We start from the raw sequence: 19487 nt of genomic DNA on the forward strand, positions 1-19487 counted from the left end.
CGTTCAGGCCTCCCCGAACACTCGGCGGAAGATCGTGTCGACATGCTTGAAGTGGTAGCCTTCGTCGAACATCGCCTTGAGCTCGGACGCCGAAAGCTTGGCAGCCACGTCCTTGTCGGCGAGCAGGTTGGTGAGGAAGTCCTCGCCATGCTCCCAGGTCCGCATCGCGTTGCGCTGGACCATCGAATAGGAGTCCTCGCGGCTGGCGCCGGCCTGCGTGAGCGCGAGCAGCACCCGCTGCGAATTATGCAGGCCGCCGAGCTTGTCCAGATTCTTGCGCATGTTCTGCGGATAGACCAGCAGCTTGTCGACGACGCCGGTGATGCGCGCCAGCGCGAAATCGAGTGTCACGGTGGCGTCGGGGCCGATCATGCGCTCGACCGAGGAGTGCGAAATGTCGCGCTCATGCCAGAGCGCCACGTTCTCCATCGCCGGCACAGCCATGCCGCGCACCAGCCGGGCGAGGCCCGTCAGGTTCTCGGTCAGCACCGGGTTGCGCTTGTGCGGCATCGCCGAGGAGCCCTTCTGGCCCGGCGAGAAATACTCCTCCGCCTCGTAGACCTCGGTGCGCTGAAGGTGCCGGATCTCGATGGCGAGGCGCTCGATGCAGGAGGCGACGACGCCGAGCGTCGCGAAATACATCGCGTGCCGGTCACGCGGGATCACCTGCGTCGAGACGGGCTCGATGGCCAACCCCATCTTCTGCGCCACATAGGCTTCGACCTGCGGGTCGATATTGGCGAAGGTGCCGACCGCGCCGGAGATGGCGCAGGTCGCGATCTCGGCCCGCGCCGCGACGAGGCGTGCCCGGCAGCGATCGAACTCGGCATAGGCCTGCGCGAGCTTGAGGCCGAAGGTCACCGGCTCGGCATGGATGCCGTGCGAGCGGCCGATCGTCGGCGTCATCTTGTGCTCGAAGGCGCGGCGCTTGATCGCGGCGAGCAGCGCATCGACATCGGCGATCAGCAGGTCGGTGGCCCGCGCCAACTGCACCGAAAGCGTCGTGTCGAGGATGTCCGACGAGGTCATGCCCTGGTGGACGAAGCGCGCCTCAGGCCCGACGATCTCGGCCAGATGTGTCAGGAAGGCGATGACGTCATGCTTGGTGACGCGCTCGATCTCGTCGATGCGCGCAACGTCGAAGACGGCGTCCTTCGCCTTGGCCCAGATCGTGGCGGCGGCCTCCTTCGGCACCACGCCGAGCTCGGCGAGCTTGTCGGTCGCATGCGCCTCGATCTCGAACCAGATGCGGAACCTGGTCTGCGGCTCCCAGATGGCGACCATCTCGGGGCGGGAATAGCGCGGGATCATCGCAAGCCTTTCACACAATGCGCGCCGTCATCCCGGACGACCGCAGGTCGCTCCGGGATCCATCGTAGGGCGCTGAGCCCTACGATGGATCCCGGCACTCCGCTTCGCTACGGCCGGGATGACGGCCGCTATCTCAAGTCCAAAAATCTCAAACCCAATCGCCACGCGCGGCTTCCGCCGCCTTGCGGATCGCGGCGATATTGCCGGCATAGGCCGAAGGCCCGCCCTTGAACACCGCCGACCCGGCAACCAGCGTGTCGGCTCCTGCCTTCGCGACCAGCGGCGCGGTCTCGGGCGTCACGCCGCCGTCGATCTCGAGCGCGATCGGTCGCTCGCCGATCAGCGCCCTCACCTGCGCGACTTTCTCGACCACGGAACGGATAAAGCTCTGCCCGCCGAAGCCGGGATTGACCGTCATCAGCAGGATCAGGTCGACATCCTCGATCAGCGCCTCGATCGCGCTCGCCGGCGTGCCGGGATTGAGCACGATGCCGGCCTGCTTCCCTTGAGCCTTGATCGCCTGCAGCGTGCGATGCGGATGCGGGCCTGCCTCGACATGGAACGCGATCAGGTCGGCGCCGGCCTTGGCGAAGGCCTCGATATACGGGTCGACCGGCGCGATCATCAGATGCACGTCGAAGAACTTCTTGGTGTAGGGCCGGATCGATTTCAGGATGTCCGGGCCGAAGGTGATGTTCGGCACGAAATGCCCGTCCATCACGTCGCAATGGATCCAGTCGGCCCCGGCCTCGTCGATCGCGCGCACCTCCTCGCCCAGCTTCGAGAAATCGGCCGAGAGAATGGAGGGAGCAATGCGGATGGGGCGCGTCATGGCTGGCGGTTTAGCGCCATGACTTTGTTGCCGCAATCAGGCGGAGCGTGATTTCACCGGAAAGGACAGCCTTCTGTCGGCCTCCGCCACCTCCGCGACCACCTGCGCGAAGGCCGGCCGCAGCTTCAGCCGCGTAAACCACGCTGCCAGCGCCGGATGCCCATCGAGCGAGGGGCCGCCGAGCCGGCGCGCGAAGAGCACGCTCATGAACAGTGCAATGTCCGCGAGCGAAAGGGCGCCGCCGAAGAAGTCCCGGCCAGCCAGCTTCTGCTCCAGCACCTCGTAATGCCGCACCAGCTCCTCCTCGGCGATCAGCGCGTCGGCCTCCTGTGCGATGCGCCGGTCGCGGTCCGGCGAGGGTGGGCCGGTCCGATGCATCAGCGGCCGCAGGGCCTGCAGCATGATCTCGTCGGCATAGAGCTCGTCCAGCCGGCAACGCGCCCGCTCGACCGGGCTTTGCGGCATCAGCGGCGGCTCGGGATAGGCTTCGTCGAGATATTCGTTGATGACGGTGGAATCGTAGAGCACGAGGCCGCAATCGCTCAGCACCGGCACCTGCCGCTTGGGGTTGAGCGCGACCACCTCGGGATGCCTGGGGTCGTAGCCCGTCGTCTGGTTGAACGGCACCATGACCCGCTCGAAGGCGAGGCCCTTCTCCCTGAGCGCGATCTCGACCTTGCGCGAGAACAGGCTGAGCGGGCCGGAATAGAGCGTGATCATGGCGCGAAACCCCTGCGACTGCGGAAAGCCTCGCAGCGCCGAGCGTCAGCGCCCGTCAGCAGCCTCCCGCCGCCGAATACGGGCGGCGAGCCCGCGCAGCGCCCAGGGCAGCAGGTAGATCGGGAACTGTGCTAGCGCGAAGAACAGGAAGGTCGTGGGCGAGACGCCCGCCCCCAGCGCCGCGACCAGCAGCCCCATGTTCCGCTGCCCCGAGCCGTAGCCGACCATGAAGCGCTCCGGCCCTGGCAGCCGGCGCAGCACCAGCCAGCTGACCAGCAGCGCCGCGGCCGAGACCGCGAAGGTGCAGGCCAGCATGAAGAGCACGAGCCGGGGATTGTCGAGCGCCGCCCGCGTCACGCCATCCATCGCAGCGATGGCGAAGACGAAATACATCAGCACGCCGAAACCATCGAGATTGGCTTTCATCGCCCTGATCCGGTCGATGCCGAGCCAGAGCCGGATCGCGGCCGCCACAGCCATGCCGCCGCCGATGAAGATCAGGAGGCGCAGCGCCAGCACCCAGCGGTCGAGCGGCACCGCCGCTCCTGCGAGGATCTCCACCAGGAAGGGGGCGACGACAGGGCTGATGATCGTGGTCAGGATGACGCTGGCGATGATCAGCGAAGGCTCGAAGCCGTAGAGGATGGCCACCGCCGGCGAGGACATGATCGGCGGCGCCGCGCCCATGATCGCAAGCCCGAGTACGAGGCCGGGGTCGAGGTTCTCGCGCCCGACGATCAGGAACGCCCCGCCGATCAGCAGCATCGGCGCGGCGATGAGCCAGAGGCAGGCCAGCGAAAGCTTGGCGGGCCGGCGCAGCAGCTGCGCGGTGATGCCGAGGTCGACCCGCATAAACACGACGGTGGTGAAGCAGAAGATGGTGATCGGCAGCACCGGCCGCGCCATCGCCGAGAATTGCGGCAGGGCCAGCCCGAGAAAGATCGAAAGCGCAAAGCCTTGCGTGCCGTAGCGACCGAGCCATGCGAGCCCGGAGGCAAGGAAGGCGGTTGGAGACATCGGAACAGGCTCTGGAATCGCACGCGAAAGGGCCCGCACACTGGCCCAAGCCGGAGAGTGCGTCACCTGCCTCCGAGGCAGGGCGGTCCTGCGCCGGCATAAAATTGCGCGATTACTGCACGGCCTCTGCGCGGAACCGGCGCTCCATCGCAGTTGGCGCAGAATTTGCGAAAGATTGCCCTATACGACGCAAAAACCCGCCGCGGCGCTGACAAGCTGCCGCAAAGCGGTATCTTTTGCACCAAGGGGCTGGCAGGAGCAGTTTTTATGCGTGCGGATACGATCGTTCTCGGCGCCGGCATCGTCGGCATTTCGGTGGCGCTTCATCTGCAAAAGGCGGGCCGTTCCACGCTGCTCGTCGACCGGCGCGGCCCCGGCGAAGAAACCAGCTACGGCAATGCCGGCCTGATCCAGCGCGAGGGCGTCTATCCTTACGGCTTCCCGCATGATTTCGGCGCCCTGTTCCGCTACGCGATGAACAACACCATCGACGCGCATTATCACTGGAAGGCGATCCCGAAGCTCGCGCCCTTCCTGTTTTCCTACTGGATGCATTCGCGCGCCTCGCAGCATGAGGCGATCGCCCATAAATACGCGACCCTGATCGAGCACTGCGTCACCGAGCACGATGCTCTGGCGGCGGAAGCGGGCGCCACCGGCCTGCTGCGCCGCAAGGGCTGGATGAAGGTGTTCCGCACACAGCAGCAGCAGGAAGAGCGCCTCGCCGAAGCAGCGCGCTGGAACCGCGAGTTCGGGCTGAACTACCGCGCCCTCGACATCGAGGCGCTCAAGATCGAGGAGCCGCATCTCGACCATGGCAGCCTCGTCGGCGGCCTGCATTGGACGGACCCCACAACGGTCATCGACCCGCTGGGCCTCTCGAAAGCCTATGTCGCGCAGTTCGAGAAACTCGGCGGCAAGCTGGCGCTGGGCGATGCCGCGACGCTCACGCAGGAGGGCGCCGAATGGAGCGTCACCCTTGCGGACGGCACCAAGGCGCAGGCGAAGAACATCGTCGTCGCGCTCGGCCCCTGGGCCGACGTGCTGACCGCGAAGCTCGGCTATCACTTCCCGCTCGCGGTCAAGCGCGGCTACCACATGCATTACAAGGCCGAAGGCAACGCCGTGCTCAACCACCCGGTGCTCGACACCGAGCGCGGCTATTTCCTCGCGCCGATGCAGCAGGGCATTCGCCTGACGACGGGCGCCGAATTCGCTGATCGCGACGCGCCCAAGACGCCGGTCCAGCTCGCCCGCGCCGAGCCGATCGCCCGCTCCCTCTTCCCGCTCGGCGAGCGCCTCGAGGCCGAGCCCTGGCTCGGCCGGCGTCCCTGCACGCCCGACATGATGCCGATCATCGGCCCGGCACCGAAGCACAAGGGCCTCTGGTTCTCCTTCGGCCATGCGCATCACGGGCTGACGCTGGCCGCCGTCACCGGCCGCATGATCGCCGAGATGGTCACCGGCCAGAAGGTCTTCGTCGATCCGGCGCCGTTCGCCCCGGCGCGCTTCGTCTGACGACCGGCGTCATTCTCGGGCCGCGCCTGCGCGGACCCGAGAATCTCTTCCCGAAAGAGGCGCCCTCTGCGGCATGAGATGCTCGGGTCAGGCCCGAGCATGACGCCTCGCTTTGGCCGCCCTGCGCCATCCCCCCTCGCCTCTTGCCGCGCCGCCTGCCACGATCCTGCCTCCGATTCGGATCGAGACCTCGCCATGGCCCTTGCGAAACCGCCCGTCCAGGACAACGCCTACGTCGCCGCGCTGGCGCTGCTGGATCGCGTCCCGCTGATCGACGGGCATAATGACCTGCCCTACGTCATCCGCAAGCACGCCACCGCGAAGGGCGACGTCGAGACCTACGACCTGACGACGGTCCACGCCGAGGTCGACACCGACATTCCGCGGATGCAGGCCGGCAAGCTCGCGGGCCAGTTCTTCGCGGCCTATGTCCCGCCGAACGAGCCGAAGCCCGCCGGCTTCGCGCTGGCCCAGATCGCGCTGATGCGTGACATGCTCAGGCGCCATGACGACGTCTTCCGGCCCGGCCTCTCTGCCGACGACGTCGAGGCCGCCAAGGCGGAGGGGCGCATCGCGCTCTTCATGACGATCGAGAATGGCTCGGCCATCGACAACCAGCTCGATGCGCTCGACGCCTATTACGATCTCGGCGTGCGCCTGATGACGCTCTGCCACAACGGCACCACCGATTGGTGTGACTCCGCCACCGATGCCCCCAAGCATGATGGCCTCTCCTCCTTCGGGATGCGCGTGATCCGGCGGATGAACCGGCTCGGCATCGTCGTCGATCTCGCCCATGTCGCCCCGAAGGCGATGCATGACGTTCTCGACGTCACCCGCGCGCCCGTCGTCTGGTCTCATTCCAACGCCTTCAGCCTGTGCGACCACCCCCGCAACGTGCCCGACGACGTGCTGGAGCGCGTTGCCGGCAATGGCGGCGTCGTGATGGCGACCTTCGTGCCCGATTTCATCAGCCAGGCCTCGCGCGACTGGCATCGCCCGGCCCGCGACCAGTTCGGCAAGGCACCCGAAGGCGTCGACTACGCGAAGCTCGAGGCCGAGATCCAGGCCAAGGCGGGGCCGCGCCCGAAGGCGACGCTGGCGCAGTATTGCGACCATGTCGAATACCTCGCCAAAGCCGTCGGCCACGACCATGTCGGCATCGGCTCGGACTTCTTCGGATGGATCAACCCCGAGGGGCTGGAAGACACGACCACCTTCCCGTCGGTGATCGCGGAGCTGATCCGCCGCGGCTGGTCGGAGGACAACCTGATCAAGCTCGCAGGCGGCAACACGCTGCGCGTCCTGCGCGCCGTCGAGCAGGAAGCGGACTAGCTCCGTCGTCGTCACGGTTTCAGATGGGCATGCTCGCCACGGCAGCGAGCATGCCGTATGAGCTTGCGCTTCGGCCCGGCTTATCCGGCCCCGACGCAAGCCTCATCGCGAAGACAAGACCTGATCACCCATGACCGGTTCCGGCACCGACCGCACCCGCCCGGCCGTCCAGGCCCCCGCCCCCATCGTCATCCTGGTTGAGCCGCAGCTCGCCGAGAACATCGGCATGTGCGCCCGCGCCATGGCGAATTTTGGCCTCTCCGAGATGCGCCTCGTCGCTCCCCGCGACGGCTGGCCCAGCGGCGGCGGGCTCAAGAAGGGCGCGACGGCGGCCGCTTCGGGCGCGACGCATATTCTGGAAAATGCCCGCCTCTATCCCACGGCGGCCGAGGCCATCGCCGACCTGAACCATGTGCTCGCCACCACCGCCCGCGAGCGCGGCCAGATGAAGCGCGTGCTCACCCCGGCCGAGGCCATGCCGGAGGTCGCGGACAGCATCGGCGGCGGCGAACGCACCGGCATCCTCTTTGGGCGCGAACGGATCGGCCTCACCAATGAGGAGATCAGCTTCGCCGACGCGATCCTGACCTTCCCGGTCAACCCCGCCTTCGCCTCGCTCAACCTCGCCCAGGCCGTGCTGCTGACGGGCTATGAGTGGTTCAAGGTGACGGGTGGCGAGCCGCCCTTCCGCGAGAACAACCCCTCCCCGCCGGCAAGCCGCGCCACGATCCTCTCGATGTTCGATTTTCTCGAGGGCGAACTCGACCTCAGCGGCTTCTTCCCGCCCGGCAAGAAGCCGGTCATGACGGCCAATCTCCGCGACATCCTGCACCGCCTCGACATGACCGAGCAGGAGGCGCGGACGCTGCGCGGCGTCTTCAAGTCGCTGGTCGAGGGGCCGAGGAAAGCCCGCCTCATCGCGCGGCAGGCTGAGGCGTCCGAGGACTGAACCCGAGCCGCCATGCGCGGGCTTGACCCGAGCATCTCGGAAACCAGCGGCATCTTGTCATGAGATTCTCGGGTCTGCGCTTCGCTTCGCCCGAGAATGACGCTCCCAGATAAAAAAAGGCCGGCCCCGAAAGGCCGGCCTGCTAAAGCGGGGGTCTCGAAACGCCCGGTTCAGAACTGGTACTTCAGCGTCGCCTTCACCGTACGGCCGGGCTCGCTGTAGTAGTCGCGGGCCTGCGCCAGCACGCCGGTCGGTACGCTGACCGCGTCGAAATACCTACGATCGAAGATATTGTAGACACCGACCTGCAATTCAAGGTCCGCGATCTGCGGCATCGGGCGCCACCAGGCCGAGGCGTTGAAGAGCGCATAGCCCGGCGCGCGGAAGCCCTGGGTGGTGCCGGTCGTGGCGGCGACGTCGTTGCGATCCCCGGCGAGCTTGGTCGAAACCTCAGCCCCCCAGTTATCCGTGCCATAGGCGATGGCGATGATGCCCTGCATCGGCGGGATCGAATTCAGGAAGGTGTCGTTGTCCTGGTTCTTGCCCCGCGTATAGGCAAACGAGCCGCGCACCAGCCAGTTCGGCGCAAAGGCAAACTGCCCGTTGATCTCCACGCCCTCGATCTCGGCGCGGTTGATGTTCTGGAACGAGACGATGCCGCCTTGCGGGTACAGGCCGCCCGGAGGCGCGATCTGAACCTGCTCGATGAAGTTGCGGTAGTTGGTGTGGAAATAGGTGATCGCACCGCCGAGCTGCTTGTCGCCGAAGCGGAAGCCGATATCGACGCCGTTGCCGACCTCCGGCCGCAGCATCGGATCGCCGGTGCGCAGATAGGTGCCGGGACCGCCGAAGCGTCCGTAGAGCTCGTTCGCCGTCGGCGCACGGAAGGTCTTGGCCCACTGCGCGAAGAAGGTCAGGTCCTTCACCCCCGGGGCATTCTTCAGGATGTCGTATTCGATCCGCACCCGCGGCGACCAGGCGGAGTCGCTGGAAGACGGCGGCAGCGTCGTCGGGCGCGAGCCGCCCGCGAAATAGGCGGCCGTGTTCTGCGGCTTCTCCTCGTACCAGTCGAAGCGGACGCCGGGCGTGATGCGCAGGCGGTCATCGAGCAGGCCGATCTGGTCATGCACGTAGAGGCCGAGCAGCCGCCCGTCGACCTTGGGCTGGTCCGCCTGATTGGTGTGGAGGTTGTTGCAGGTCGCGAACGCGCCGGTGTACTGGCCCGAGGCGGGCTTCGCCGGGCAGTTGTCGACGCCGGACGAATATTGCTCCAGCGACGACATCCGCAGTTCCGTGCCGAGCATCAGGCGGTGCGACAGCGCACCGGTCTGGAAATTCTTGATCACGTGGCCGTTGAAGCCGTACGCGTTCTCCTCGTTCTCGTTGTCGCGGCCATAGGGGCCGACGATGCTGGTGTAGCGCCAGGCGCTCGTGAGGTCGTTGCGCTTCAGCTTCTGCCAGTAGGCGATCGCATGCGCCTCGTCGAAGAAGCCGCCCGGCAGCTTGTAGTCATAGGTCAACGAGACGCGATTGCGCTCGATATCCTCGCCGGTCTCATAGGAGCCCGGGCGGAAGTTGCCGGTCGTCGAAACCGTGCTCGTGCGGACCTGCGTGCGGTCGGCGCGCTTGAAGAACTCGCCCTGCAGGCCGAAGCGATGAACGCCATCGATCTCGTGGTAAACCTTGCCCAGCAGGTTGTACTGGTTGAAATCGCTTGGATTGGGCGCGGTGCGCGTCGCGCCGATCGTCTTGATGTTGCCCTTGTTGTCGATCTCGTGCCCGTTGCGGAAGCCGCCTTGCAGAAGCGCTGAGGTGTTGCCCCACTTGGCCGCTGCGGCAGCGCTGCCGAACCAGGCGCGGTCCGTGCTGTCGAAGCCCGTCTTGGCGAGGGCGCCATAGCTGCGGCCGTTGCGGAGCAGATCCTCAGGATCGAGCGTGCGGACGGCAAGCGCACCGCCCAGCGCGCCGGCGCCGAGCGTGCTCGCGCCGCTGGGGCCGCGCAGCAGGTCGAGCGTCGAGAGCGAATCGAAGTCGAAAGCGTTCTGCGCGCCGCGGTTGATGCGCGTGTCGATCAGGAAGGGCTGGCGGATGCCATCGATCGTCGTCAATACGCGCGCGCCGTCGAGGCCGCGGATATTGAGCGAATTGGTCTGGCGGTTGAAGGTGATGCCGGCCTCGACCCGGTTGGAGAGATCCGACAGGCTTTGGATCTGCTCACGGTCGAGTTCCTGGCGCGTGACACGCGTCGTGGTCGGCCCGCTCAGCAGCGCGCCGCCCGGCACGCCCTCGCCCTGGACGTTGATCTGGTCGAGCACCACCGGCGCCTCGACCGCAGGAGCAGGTTGAGCGGCTCGCCGGCTCTGCTGCTGCGCTTCCGCAGGGGAAGCGAGAAAAGCAAACGTCAAGCTGCAAAGCGCCACGCCCCCGCGTAGCCTGCCGGATAGATCGCCCATAACCCCAGTCCCGCCATCGCCGCGCGGCCCGCCGAGGGCGCGCCGCTGATTAAAATCAGTAAAAAGAACGCCTTATACTCAAATATAAGACTCGATGACGGATATTGACTCGATTGATGCATGTCAATTCATGGCGATCGCAGGGCAAAACAATAGAGTCATTCTAATTCATAACTATTATAATGTAGATATTCGGAAGTGCGCTGCGCGAGCCAGAAGTCGCCGCTCCCGATGTCGTGATGGCCGGAGCCGGGCTTCGGCCTCTTCCGTCATTGCAACGCCGGCAGCGGCGCGCATTGTCCCGTCATGAAGCCACGCCATGCCAGGATCGACCGCCGCAAGCTGCTCTCGGGGGGCATGAGCATGGCCGCTGCCTTTGCCGTGACCGGCCGCCCGGCTGCCGCAAGCGATGCCGACATCGTCGTGATCGGCGCCGGCGCAGCCGGCATCGCCGCGGCGCGGACGCTTCGCGAGGCGGGGCGCAAGCCGATCGTGCTGGAAGCGCGCCGCCGCATCGGCGGGCGCGCCTTCACCGACGCCTCGCTGGGCCCCGCCTATGACGCCGGGGCGATGTTCATCCACTGGGCCGAGCGCAACCCCTGGGTCCAGATCGCGCGCGATCTCGGCATCGCCACGGCGGCCGAGTCCTGGGGCAGCGGCTTCAAGGTCTTCGCCGAGGGCAGGCCCATGGCCGATGAGGACCGCCGCCGCCGTCGTGCGGCGTTCGGCCAGATCGACCGGCGGCTCGAAACCGTCGATCTCGGCCAGCGCGACATGTCGATCGCGGAGCTGCTCGGCGATCTCGGCCCGGACCAGGCCCCCATCGCCGCCTCCGGCCTGCTGCTCTCGATCGGCGAGGAATCGAGCCGGATTTCCGCGCGCGACTATCAGCGGCTGTGGGCGGGCGACGATCTCGTCGTTCCATCCGGTTATGGAAACCTCGTGGCGGCCTCCGCCACCGGGCTCGACATCCGGCTGGACGAGCCGGTCAGCGCGATTCGCTGGGGCAGCCGCGGCGTCACCGTCACCTCCCGCTCGGGGGAGATCAGGGCGCAAGGCTGCATCGTGACAGTGCCGGTCGGCGTGCTGAAGGCGGGCGCCATCCGCTTCACCCCGGAACTACCCGCCGCCACGCGCGATGCGCTCGCGGGCATCCACATGGGCGCGTTGACCAAGATCGCCTTCCGCGTCGAGGGAGACCGCTTCGGCATCGCGCCGGGCACGAGCTTCCTTGAAGCCGGGGCACCGGGGCGGCTCGTGAATTTCGACATGTTCCCGGACGGCAGGGATCTCGTCATCGGCTATTTCGGCGGCGACTATGCCCGCAAGCTCTCCGAGGCGGGAACCGAGGAGGCCCGCACCCAGATCGTCGACATGCTGGCGCAGATGGTCGGCGGGGATTTCCGCAAGACGGTGAAGGCCGTCTCCTTCCCGGCCTGGTGGACAGACCCCTTCGCCCGCGGCTCCTATTCCGTCTGCGCCCCCGGCCATGAAGGAGCCCGCGCGGCACTCGCCCAGCCCATCGGCGGCCGCCTCCTCATCGCCGGCGAAGCGACGGCCGGCGGCGGCGCCATGACGGTCGGCGGGGCGACCCTGGCCGGGCGCGCCGCAGCAGCCACTCTGGCGCGGCTGAAGGCGTAGTCCCCTCAGCCCTCATCCTGAGGGCTGAAATGTCCAATTCGAGACATCGCAGAAGGAGATCGCTAACCCTCCCTTAACGGGTCTCTGGCGCAATCGGGCTTTAACAGCCCCCAGGCCCGCCATGCAGGTCGATCTCCTCGCCGGAACGGGCTATCGCCCCCTCGCGCTCCCCCGGCCCCAACCCACCATCCTCGTCTTCGATTCGGGCCTCGGCGGCCTCACAGTGCTTTCGCGCACGACCGAGCTTTGCGCCGACGCTCATATCGTCTACGCCGCGGACGATGCGGGCTTTCCCTATGGCCGGCTGAGCGAGGACGCGCTCGTCGCCCGGGTGCTGGCGGTGATGGAGCGGCTCATCGCGCGCTTCCACCCCGATCTCGTGGTCATAGCCTGCAACACGGCTTCCACGCTGGTGCTGCCGGCGCTGCGCGCGCGCTTCGCCATCCCCTTCATCGGCACCGTCCCCGCGATCAAGCCCGCCGCCGCCGCCACGCGAAGCGGCATGATCACGGTGCTGGCCACGCCCGGCACCGTCGCCCGCGTCTATACGCGCGAGCTGATCGAAAATTACGCCGCCGCCTGCGAGGTCACCCTCATCGGCTCGACGAAGCTCGCCGGCCTCGCCGAAAAGGCACTGAAGGGGGAGCCGGTCGATGACGAGGCCCTGCTCGCCGAGATCGCACCGTGCTTCAGCGAGAAGGACGGCCAGCGCACCGACGTCGTGACGCTCTCCTGTACCCACTATCCGCTGCTGCTGGAGCGCATGCGACGCCTTGCGCCCTGGCCGGTCGAATGGATCGACCCGGCACCGGCCATCGCGCGGCGCGTTTCGCAGTTGCTTGGGCCGAGCGGGCGCCTTCCCTGCCCCGACGCCACGGCAGTCTTTACCTCGGGGCAGAATCTGAGCGGCCCCCTCCGCATCGCGCTCGCCGGCTATGGCCTCGCGCGTATCGCCACGGAGCCGATGCCGCTGGTCAATTGAGGGGCTCCCGGCGGCCGGGAAGCCATTCCTTGTTTGACAAAACAGCCGGCGCATGGTTCTAGAGCGCCGTCGCGCGGCTCCTGACGGGGCCGCGTGGCTTTTCCGCACCCGCGATCCGCTCTCTTCGGAAGCTGGATCTGTCGCCCCGGTGCATCGGACCGAAAAGTGGCTTCCACCTTTCGGGCAAATTCGATGCAGAGAAAATGGCAGCTTGCGAAAGCAGCCTGGGACAGGAGGGCGCGGTCCTCAATAATCGCGAACCATAGAGGACACGCGACATGTCGAAGCGCCACGAGGCGAAATACAAGATTGACCGTCGTCTCGGTCAGAACATCTGGGGCCGCCCGAAGTCCCCGGTCAACCGCCGCGAATACGGCCCCGGCCAGCACGGCCAGCGCCGCAAGGGCAAGCCTTCCGACTTCGGCACGCAGCTGCGCGCCAAGCAGAAGCTCAAGGGTTACTACGGCTCGATCTCCGAGAAGCAGTTCCGCCGCTACTACGCCGAGGCGATCCGCCTCAAGGGCGACTCGGGCGAGAACCTCGTCGGACTGCTCGAGCGCCGTCTCGACGCGGTGATCTACCGCGCCAAGTTCGTCCCGACGGTCTTCGCCGCCCGCCAGTTCGTCAACCACGGCCACGTCACCGTGAACGGCAAGCGCGTCAACATCGCCTCCTATCAGGTCCGTCCGGGCGACGTGATCGCGATCAAGGAGAGCTCGCGCCAGCTCGCCATCGTCATCGAATCGGCCGCGCTCGCCGAGCGTGACGTGCCCGACTACATCGACGCCGACCACACCAAGTCGACCGCCACCTTCACCCGCACGCCGACCCTGACGGACGTGCCCTATGCGGTGCAGATGGAACCGAACCTGGTCATCGAGTTCTACTCGCGCTGATCGGCTCGCAGCGGATCGAATGATCCGCTCGTTCATCGGATATCGGAGGGAGGGCGAGCTTTCGCCCTCCCTCTTTTTTGGTCCGTGCACCGCAAGCAGGCGCCGCCCTACCTCACCTTCCCCATCGTCACCTTCCCGCAGCCATGCTAGAGGGTTTCTGAACTGGGAGGGTGCTATGCGCGCATCGTCGATCAGCTACCCGATCGCCATATTGTCGGTCGTGGTGGGGATGCTCTGGGGCGTCCATATGGCCGTTTCGCACGATCATTCGGCGATGCCGGCACACGCTCATCTGAATCTGCTCGGCTGGGTCTCGCTCTTCCTCTTCGGGCTGTTCTATCAGGCCCACCCGGCCATCGATCGCGGTCGCCTCGCCCTGTTCCAGGTCTTTATCTGGATCGTCGGGACCGTGGTCATGACCATCGGCGTGGCGCTGGTTCACACCGGCTCGCCGGCCAGCGGCGAGCCCCTCGCCGGCATCGGCTCCATCATCGTCATCATCGGCATGCTGCTGTTCGGCTGGATCGTCATGCGCCGGTGAGCGGCGCGCCCGGACATCAAAAAAGGGCGGCTCCTGCGAGCCGCCCTTTTTTGATGTCACCCGGATCGCCCGCCCTAGAGGTGCGAGCCGACCTGGTGGCGGAAGAAGTAGCAGCCGAGGCCCAGGCAACCGATCAGGATCGACAGCGCATAGGGCCCGAACAGGCACAAGACGAATACGGAACCGATAAAGGCCCGCATGGCCCATGTTAACCATGTCTGCTTCATGGCCCACCTTTCGCATCGCAGTTCCTGACAAACCGTAAACGGTAAGACGTGAATCGCAACTGAATAGAGATGGTAAATTCCGGATTCCCTATTTAAATCCGTGCGTTATGGAATTGGTCTAAATAGCGGCGAAAGCAAGGCGGGAACAGCAGGGTCGTTCCTCTCGAAGGCGCCATGCCCTAATCTCAGCGCCACCCAAGGAGGAACGATCATGATTCGTATGGTTTTGACCGCTTTCGCGCTGTGCTGCACGGTGAGCCTCGCCCAGGCCCAGAGCTGCACGGTTCAGGCGACCGACAAGAAGCTCGCCGGCGCGGCGAAGACCAGCTTCCTGACCAAGTGCGAAAAGGATGCAGGCGCGACCTGTGACAAGCAGGCGGCGGATAAGAAGCTCGCCGGCGCTGCCAAGACGAGCTTCACCAACAAATGCGTCAGGGACGCCGTCGGCGGCTGAACACAGGCCGCGTAAGGCAAACGAAAGAATTTTCAAGCGAACCGGGCTCCGGTTCGCTTGAAGAAAGTACGATAAAACAAATAGATAGAGGCTTTCCGCGATTCAAAGAAACGCGGAAAGCCTCTGACGGCAACGCAGAACCTGTTCAGTCCCGGTTGCGGTCCCGACGCTCCCAGCGACGATCACCGCGGTCGTCGTCGCCGTCATGGTGCCAGCCGCGCATCTCGCGGAAGCGCTCGCGCCCTTCCGCCATCGCCTCTCGCACGGAGCGGCGCAGCACCGTCTTCTGCTCGTCGGCGAGCGTGGCCCAGAGCGGACGCACCGCATCGGCCAGCTCCTTCGCGCGCGTCGCCCGCTCGTTCGCCCGGCTGGCCATGGCGTCGAGCCGCTCCATCATGTCGGCATGGCGCATGGTCTCGCGCTGCTCGCGCATTGTCGCCCATTGCTCCATGCGCTGTGAGCTGCGCTGCTTGATCAGCGCCTCGACCTTGTCGAACAGGGCCGTCTGCTCGGGCTTGAGCTTGAGGTCTGCGCGCAGCTTGCCGAGCCGCTCGTCGAGCCGCGCCTTGGCGCGCTCGGCCCGGCGCTCACGCATCCCCTCGCGCCGCTGTTCGCGGCTCTCGGTGCGCTCCTGGGTCTGCTGTGCGCCGCCTGCGGGTGGCACCGGCTGCGGCTGCGCCAGGGCAAGGCCTCCGGCAAGCATCGCGATGGACGAAGCGGCGATGAGGGCGATGGGTTTCATGGGAATCTCCCTTGGACATCCAGTCGGTACAGGTCGCTTCGCGGGTCTCGAATCCGATGGGCGATGAGGTCAGCCTGGGCTTCGATGCCTGAACCGGCCATGGCCCGCGCATGAAAAGATCGTAATGTGACGACAACGCGTGCCGCCCGATTCGGTTCGCTCTCGCATCGTCCCGCGGACAATCTCGCTCATGCTCAATCTTATCACCGATGTCCGCGGCGTACGCGTCGGCCACGCAGATGACGTAACGGCAGCGACCGGTGTGACCGCCGCGATCTTCGAGCGCCCGACCATCGCCTCGGCGGCCGTGCTCGGCGGCGCGCCCGGCAGCCGCGACACCGCGCTCCTGTTGCCCGAAATGACGGTCGAGCATGTCGACGCCATCGTGTTCTCAGGTGGCTCGGCCTGGGGTTTGGGGGCGGCCGACGGGGTGATGCGCTGGCTCGCCGGCCAGGGCCGCGGCTTCCCGGTCGGCGCCTTCCGGGTGCCGATCGTGCCGCAGGCGATCCTGTTCGACCTCTCCAATGGCGGCGAGAAGCCCTGGGCGCGCGGCGAGGGCGACACGCCCTATCGCGAGCTCGGCGCAAGGGCAGCGGCGGCAGCCTCCGCCGACTTCGCCCTCGGGACCACGGGCGCGGGCTATGGCGCGACCACCGCTGGCCTGAAGGGCGGCATCGGCTCGGCCAGCGCACGCGCCGCGACCGGGCAGATCGTCGGCGCGCTCGTCGCCGTCAATGCGGTCGGCAGCGCCACCATCGGCACAGGCCCGCATTTCTGGGCCTCCCCTTACGAACGTGATGGTGAGTTCGGCGGCCTCGGCTGGCCCGATGCCATCACGCCCGCCGATACGGCGCTGCGTTTCAAGGGTGGCACCGGCCAGAACACCACGATCGCCATCGTCGCCACCGACGCCGTGCTGACCAAGTCGCAGGCGCGCCGCCTCGCGCTCGCGGCCCATGACGGCCTCGCCCGTTCGCTGCGCCCCGCCCACGCCCCGCTCGACGGCGATATCGTCTTCGCCGCCGCGACCGGCCATAGCGGAGCCCCCTCGGACGCCTTCGCCCTGACGGAGCTCTGCGCGACCGCGGCCGATGTGCTGGCCCGGGCCGTGGCCCGCGGCGTCCATGCCGCGACGGCCCTGCCCTTCCCCGGCGCGCTGCCGGCCTGGCGGGATCGGTTCGGCAGTTGAAAGGCTCCGTCATGATTGGGCTTGACCCGAGCATCTCGGGAAGGAGTGGCGCCCCTTTCTGCAGGAGATTCTCGGGTCAAGCCCGAGAATGACGCGCACTCGCCCCGCGACAGGCCAGAGCTTCCCGCCACCCTCCGAAATGCGCTAAGGCAGCGCCATGTCCACCGATGATTTCCTGGCCCGCTTCGGCGCCGAAGGCCAGCGCCAGCCCGATCCCGTCGCCGCCGCCCAGCAGGCGATGCGCAATCCCCTGCCCGCCCGCTTCTACAAGGAGGCGAGCGTGCTGGAGCGCGACGGGCTCTTCCATGTCGCGCTCGACGGCAAGACCGCCCGCACCCCGGCGCGCAAGCCCCTTGCCGTCGGCTCTCGCCCGGTCGCAGAGGCGCTCGCCGCCGAATGGGATGCGCAGGCCGAGCGTATCGACCCGGCCCGCATGCCGCTGACCCGCCTCGTCAACTCGGCGCTCGACGGCGTCGCGGACCAGCAGGAAGCCGTGCGCGCCGAGATCGTGCGCTATGCCGGCTCGGATGCGCTCTGCTACCGCGCCGGCGAACCCGAGGCACTGGTGGCGCGCCAGAACGAGGTCTGGCAGCCGCTCCTGAAGGGTGTCGAGGAGCAGGTTGGCGCCCGCTTCGTGCTGGCCGAGGGCGTGATCTTCACCGAGCAGCCCGCGCAAACGCTCGAGGCCGTCGCCCGGCGCGTCGCCGCCATCCCCGCCCCGCTCGCGCTGGCAGGCGCCCACAACGTGATGACGCTGACCGGCTCGACCATCCTCATGCTCGCGCTGGCGGACGGCGCCATCGATGCGGACGCCGCCTGGCAGGCCGCCCATCTCGACGAGGACTACCAGATCGGGATCTGGGGCCAGGACGAGGAAGCGGCCGAGCGCCGCGCCATCCGCAGGCGGGAATTCGACACCGCCGTGCTGCTCCTCGCACACGGCTAGCCGAAAGCCGAACGGCGCGGGCGTAGACTCCCGCCGCGCCTCCGCTTAAGCCGGCTCTGGAGCATCGGCCCGAAAACTGGACCCCGGTTTTCGGTCAAAGCCGATGCAAAACCAACGAACGGGGTCATCGGATCGAATACGATATTCGGTCCAATGATCCAGAGGCGTTTTACGGTCCGGAGCCCGCCGCCATGAAGGACATCCTCGAACAGCTCGAAACCCGCCGCGACGGCGCCCGCAAGGGTGGCGGCGAGAAGCGCATCGAGGCGCAGCACAAGCGCGGCAAGCTCACCGCCCGCGAGCGCGTAGAGCTGCTGCTCGACAAGGACTCCTTCGAGGAGTTCGACATGTTCGTGCAGCACCGCTGCGTCGATTTCGGCATGGACAAGGCCGAGAAGATCCCCGGAGACGGCGTCGTCACCGGCTGGGGCACGGTCAATGGCCGCACCGTCTTCGTCTTCTCCAAGGACTTCACCGTCTTCGGCGGCTCGCTCTCCGAGACGCATGCGCAGAAGATCATCAAGATCCAGGACATGGCGCTGAAGATGCGCGCGCCTATCGTCGGCCTGTTCGACGCCGGCGGCGCCCGCATCCAGGAGGGCGTCGCGGCGCTCGGCGGCTATGGCGAGGTCTTCAAGCGCAATGTCGCTGCTTCCGGCGTCATCCCGCAGATCTCCGTCATCATGGGCCCCTGCGCCGGCGGCGACGTCTATTCGCCGGCGATGACCGACTTCATCTTCATGGTCCGCGACACGTCCTACATGTTCGTCACCGGACCGGACGTGGTGAAGACCGTCACCAACGAGACCGTGACCTCCGAGGAGCTCGGCGGCGCCAAGGTCCACACCTCCAAATCCTCGGTGGCGGACGGCTCGTTCGAGAACGATGTCGAGGCGCTGCTGCAGGTCCGCCGCCTGCTCGACTTCCTGCCCGCCAACAACACCGTCGGCGTGCCGGAATGGCCGAGCTTCGACGTGCCGGACCGTGTCGACATGAGCCTCGACACGCTGGTCCCGGACAATCCGAACAAGCCCTACGACATCAAGGAACTGATCCTGAAGACGGTCGACGAGGGCGACTTCTTCGAGATCCAGGCCGCCTATGCCGGCAACATCGTCACTGGCTTCGGCCGCATCGAAGGCCGCACCGTCGGTATCGTCGCCAACCAGCCGATGGTGCTGGCCGGCGTGCTCGACTCTGATGCCAGCCGCAAGGCCGCCCGCTTCGTGCGGTATTGCGACGCCTTCGAGATCCCGATCGTCACCTTCGTTGATGTCCCCGGCTTCCTGCCCGGCACGGCGCAAGAGTACGGCGGGCTCATCAAGCACGGCGCCAAGCTGCTCTTCGCCTACAGCGAATGCACCGTGCCGCTGGTCACGATCATCACGCGCAAGGCCTTCGGCGGCGCCTATGACGTCATGGCTTCAAAGCATGTCGGCGCCGACGTGAACTATGCTTGGCCCTCTGCGCAGATCGCGGTGATGGGCGCGAAGGGCGCGGTGGAGATCATCTTCCGCGGCGGCGACGCCGAGACCATCGCGCGCCAGACCAAGGAATATGAGGACCGCTTCATGTCCCCCTTCGTCGCGGCCGAGCGCGGCTATGTCGACGAGGTGATCATGCCGCACTCGACCCGCCGCCGTATCGCCCGCGCGCTCGCCATGCTGCGCACCAAGAGCGTCGAGCGGCCCTGGCGAAAGCACGACAACATTCCGCTCTGAGCGGAGTCAGCGC

Annotated in this window: 18 protein-coding genes; 11 read left to right on the forward strand and 7 right to left on the reverse strand. The window is 66.8% G+C overall.

Features of this window, described 5'->3' with window-relative positions:
• Window positions 1-3: 3 nt before the first annotated feature.
• The 4 genes from purB to BoBH3_RS13365 form a co-directional block, all read right to left on the reverse strand.
• Complete coding sequence (gene purB, locus BoBH3_RS13350; protein ID WP_262331311.1) at window positions 4-1311, reverse strand: adenylosuccinate lyase; 1308 nt, start codon at window positions 1309-1311, stop codon at window positions 4-6.
• A gap of 148 nt (window positions 1312-1459) precedes the next feature.
• Window positions 1460-2143, reverse strand: a complete 684-nt coding sequence (rpe, locus tag BoBH3_RS13355) for a ribulose-phosphate 3-epimerase (protein ID WP_262331312.1) — start codon at window positions 2141-2143, stop codon at window positions 1460-1462.
• Window positions 2144-2179: 36 nt separating this feature from the next.
• The gene (locus BoBH3_RS13360; protein ID WP_262331313.1) at window positions 2180-2863 is read right to left on the reverse strand and encodes a glutathione S-transferase family protein; all 684 of its coding nucleotides are present in this window, start codon (window positions 2861-2863) and stop codon (window positions 2180-2182) included.
• A gap of 45 nt (window positions 2864-2908) precedes the next feature.
• A complete protein-coding gene (locus tag BoBH3_RS13365; protein WP_262331314.1) occupies window positions 2909-3880 on the reverse strand; it encodes a hypothetical protein in 972 nt (323 codons plus the stop codon).
• Window positions 3881-4147: 267 nt separating this feature from the next.
• Between BoBH3_RS13365 and BoBH3_RS13370 the strand changes: the two genes are divergently transcribed.
• From BoBH3_RS13370 to BoBH3_RS13380, 3 genes are all read left to right on the forward strand, one after another.
• A complete protein-coding gene (locus BoBH3_RS13370) occupies window positions 4148-5398 on the forward strand; it encodes an NAD(P)/FAD-dependent oxidoreductase (RefSeq protein ID WP_262331315.1) in 1251 nt (416 codons plus the stop codon).
• A gap of 195 nt (window positions 5399-5593) precedes the next feature.
• Entirely contained in the window at window positions 5594-6733 is a 1140-nt protein-coding gene (locus BoBH3_RS13375; protein ID WP_262331316.1) for a dipeptidase, read from the forward strand.
• Window positions 6734-6863: 130 nt separating this feature from the next.
• Window positions 6864-7682, forward strand: coding sequence for an RNA methyltransferase (locus tag BoBH3_RS13380; RefSeq protein ID WP_262331317.1), 819 nt, complete (start codon window positions 6864-6866; stop codon window positions 7680-7682).
• Between the two features lie 170 nt (window positions 7683-7852).
• Here the strand turns inward: BoBH3_RS13380 and BoBH3_RS13385 are convergent, their stop codons facing one another.
• Window positions 7853-10087 carry a TonB-dependent hemoglobin/transferrin/lactoferrin family receptor gene (locus BoBH3_RS13385; RefSeq protein WP_262331318.1) on the reverse strand — a complete coding sequence of 745 codons (2235 nt, stop codon included), beginning with the start codon at window positions 10085-10087 and terminating at the stop codon, window positions 7853-7855.
• A gap of 354 nt (window positions 10088-10441) precedes the next feature.
• Here BoBH3_RS13385 and BoBH3_RS13390 point away from each other — a divergent pair, with 354 nt between their 5' ends.
• From BoBH3_RS13390 to BoBH3_RS13405, 4 genes are all read left to right on the forward strand, one after another.
• The gene (locus tag BoBH3_RS13390; protein ID WP_262331319.1) at window positions 10442-11776 is read left to right on the forward strand and encodes a flavin monoamine oxidase family protein; all 1335 of its coding nucleotides are present in this window, start codon (window positions 10442-10444) and stop codon (window positions 11774-11776) included.
• 121 nt (window positions 11777-11897) lie between these two features.
• A complete protein-coding gene (gene murI, locus BoBH3_RS13395; protein ID WP_262331320.1) occupies window positions 11898-12758 on the forward strand; it encodes a glutamate racemase in 861 nt (286 codons plus the stop codon).
• A gap of 278 nt (window positions 12759-13036) precedes the next feature.
• Window positions 13037-13654 carry a 30S ribosomal protein S4 gene (gene rpsD, locus BoBH3_RS13400; RefSeq protein WP_262331321.1) on the forward strand — a complete coding sequence of 206 codons (618 nt, stop codon included), beginning with the start codon at window positions 13037-13039 and terminating at the stop codon, window positions 13652-13654.
• A 175-nt stretch (window positions 13655-13829) separates the two neighbouring features.
• Entirely contained in the window at window positions 13830-14195 is a 366-nt protein-coding gene (locus BoBH3_RS13405) for a hypothetical protein (RefSeq protein WP_262331322.1), read from the forward strand.
• A gap of 74 nt (window positions 14196-14269) precedes the next feature.
• On the opposite strand, the gene BoBH3_RS13410 is transcribed toward BoBH3_RS13405, so the two are convergent.
• Complete coding sequence (locus tag BoBH3_RS13410) at window positions 14270-14422, reverse strand: hypothetical protein (protein ID WP_262331323.1); 153 nt, start codon at window positions 14420-14422, stop codon at window positions 14270-14272.
• Between the two features lie 220 nt (window positions 14423-14642).
• Here BoBH3_RS13410 and BoBH3_RS13415 point away from each other — a divergent pair, with 220 nt between their 5' ends.
• Window positions 14643-14876 (forward strand): hypothetical protein, encoded by a 234-nt coding sequence (locus BoBH3_RS13415; protein ID WP_410050612.1) that lies wholly within the window; start codon window positions 14643-14645, stop codon window positions 14874-14876.
• A gap of 145 nt (window positions 14877-15021) precedes the next feature.
• On the opposite strand, the gene BoBH3_RS13420 is transcribed toward BoBH3_RS13415, so the two are convergent.
• Window positions 15022-15618, reverse strand: coding sequence for a Spy/CpxP family protein refolding chaperone (locus tag BoBH3_RS13420; RefSeq protein WP_262331325.1), 597 nt, complete (start codon window positions 15616-15618; stop codon window positions 15022-15024).
• Window positions 15619-15808: 190 nt separating this feature from the next.
• Here BoBH3_RS13420 and BoBH3_RS13425 point away from each other — a divergent pair, with 190 nt between their 5' ends.
• The 3 genes from BoBH3_RS13425 to BoBH3_RS13435 all read left to right on the forward strand — a co-directional run bounded on the left by BoBH3_RS13425 (window position 15809) and on the right by BoBH3_RS13435 (window position 19474).
• The gene (locus BoBH3_RS13425; protein WP_262331326.1) at window positions 15809-16807 is read left to right on the forward strand and encodes a P1 family peptidase; all 999 of its coding nucleotides are present in this window, start codon (window positions 15809-15811) and stop codon (window positions 16805-16807) included.
• A gap of 157 nt (window positions 16808-16964) precedes the next feature.
• The gene (locus BoBH3_RS13430) at window positions 16965-17753 is read left to right on the forward strand and encodes an ATP12 family chaperone protein (RefSeq protein ID WP_262331327.1); all 789 of its coding nucleotides are present in this window, start codon (window positions 16965-16967) and stop codon (window positions 17751-17753) included.
• A gap of 191 nt (window positions 17754-17944) precedes the next feature.
• Window positions 17945-19474 carry an acyl-CoA carboxylase subunit beta gene (locus BoBH3_RS13435; RefSeq protein ID WP_262331328.1) on the forward strand — a complete coding sequence of 510 codons (1530 nt, stop codon included), beginning with the start codon at window positions 17945-17947 and terminating at the stop codon, window positions 19472-19474.
• Window positions 19475-19487 lie beyond the last annotated feature (13 nt).

The organism is Allobosea sp. BH3 (assembly GCF_025499465.1).
Classification (GTDB): domain Bacteria; phylum Pseudomonadota; class Alphaproteobacteria; order Rhizobiales; family Beijerinckiaceae; genus Allobosea.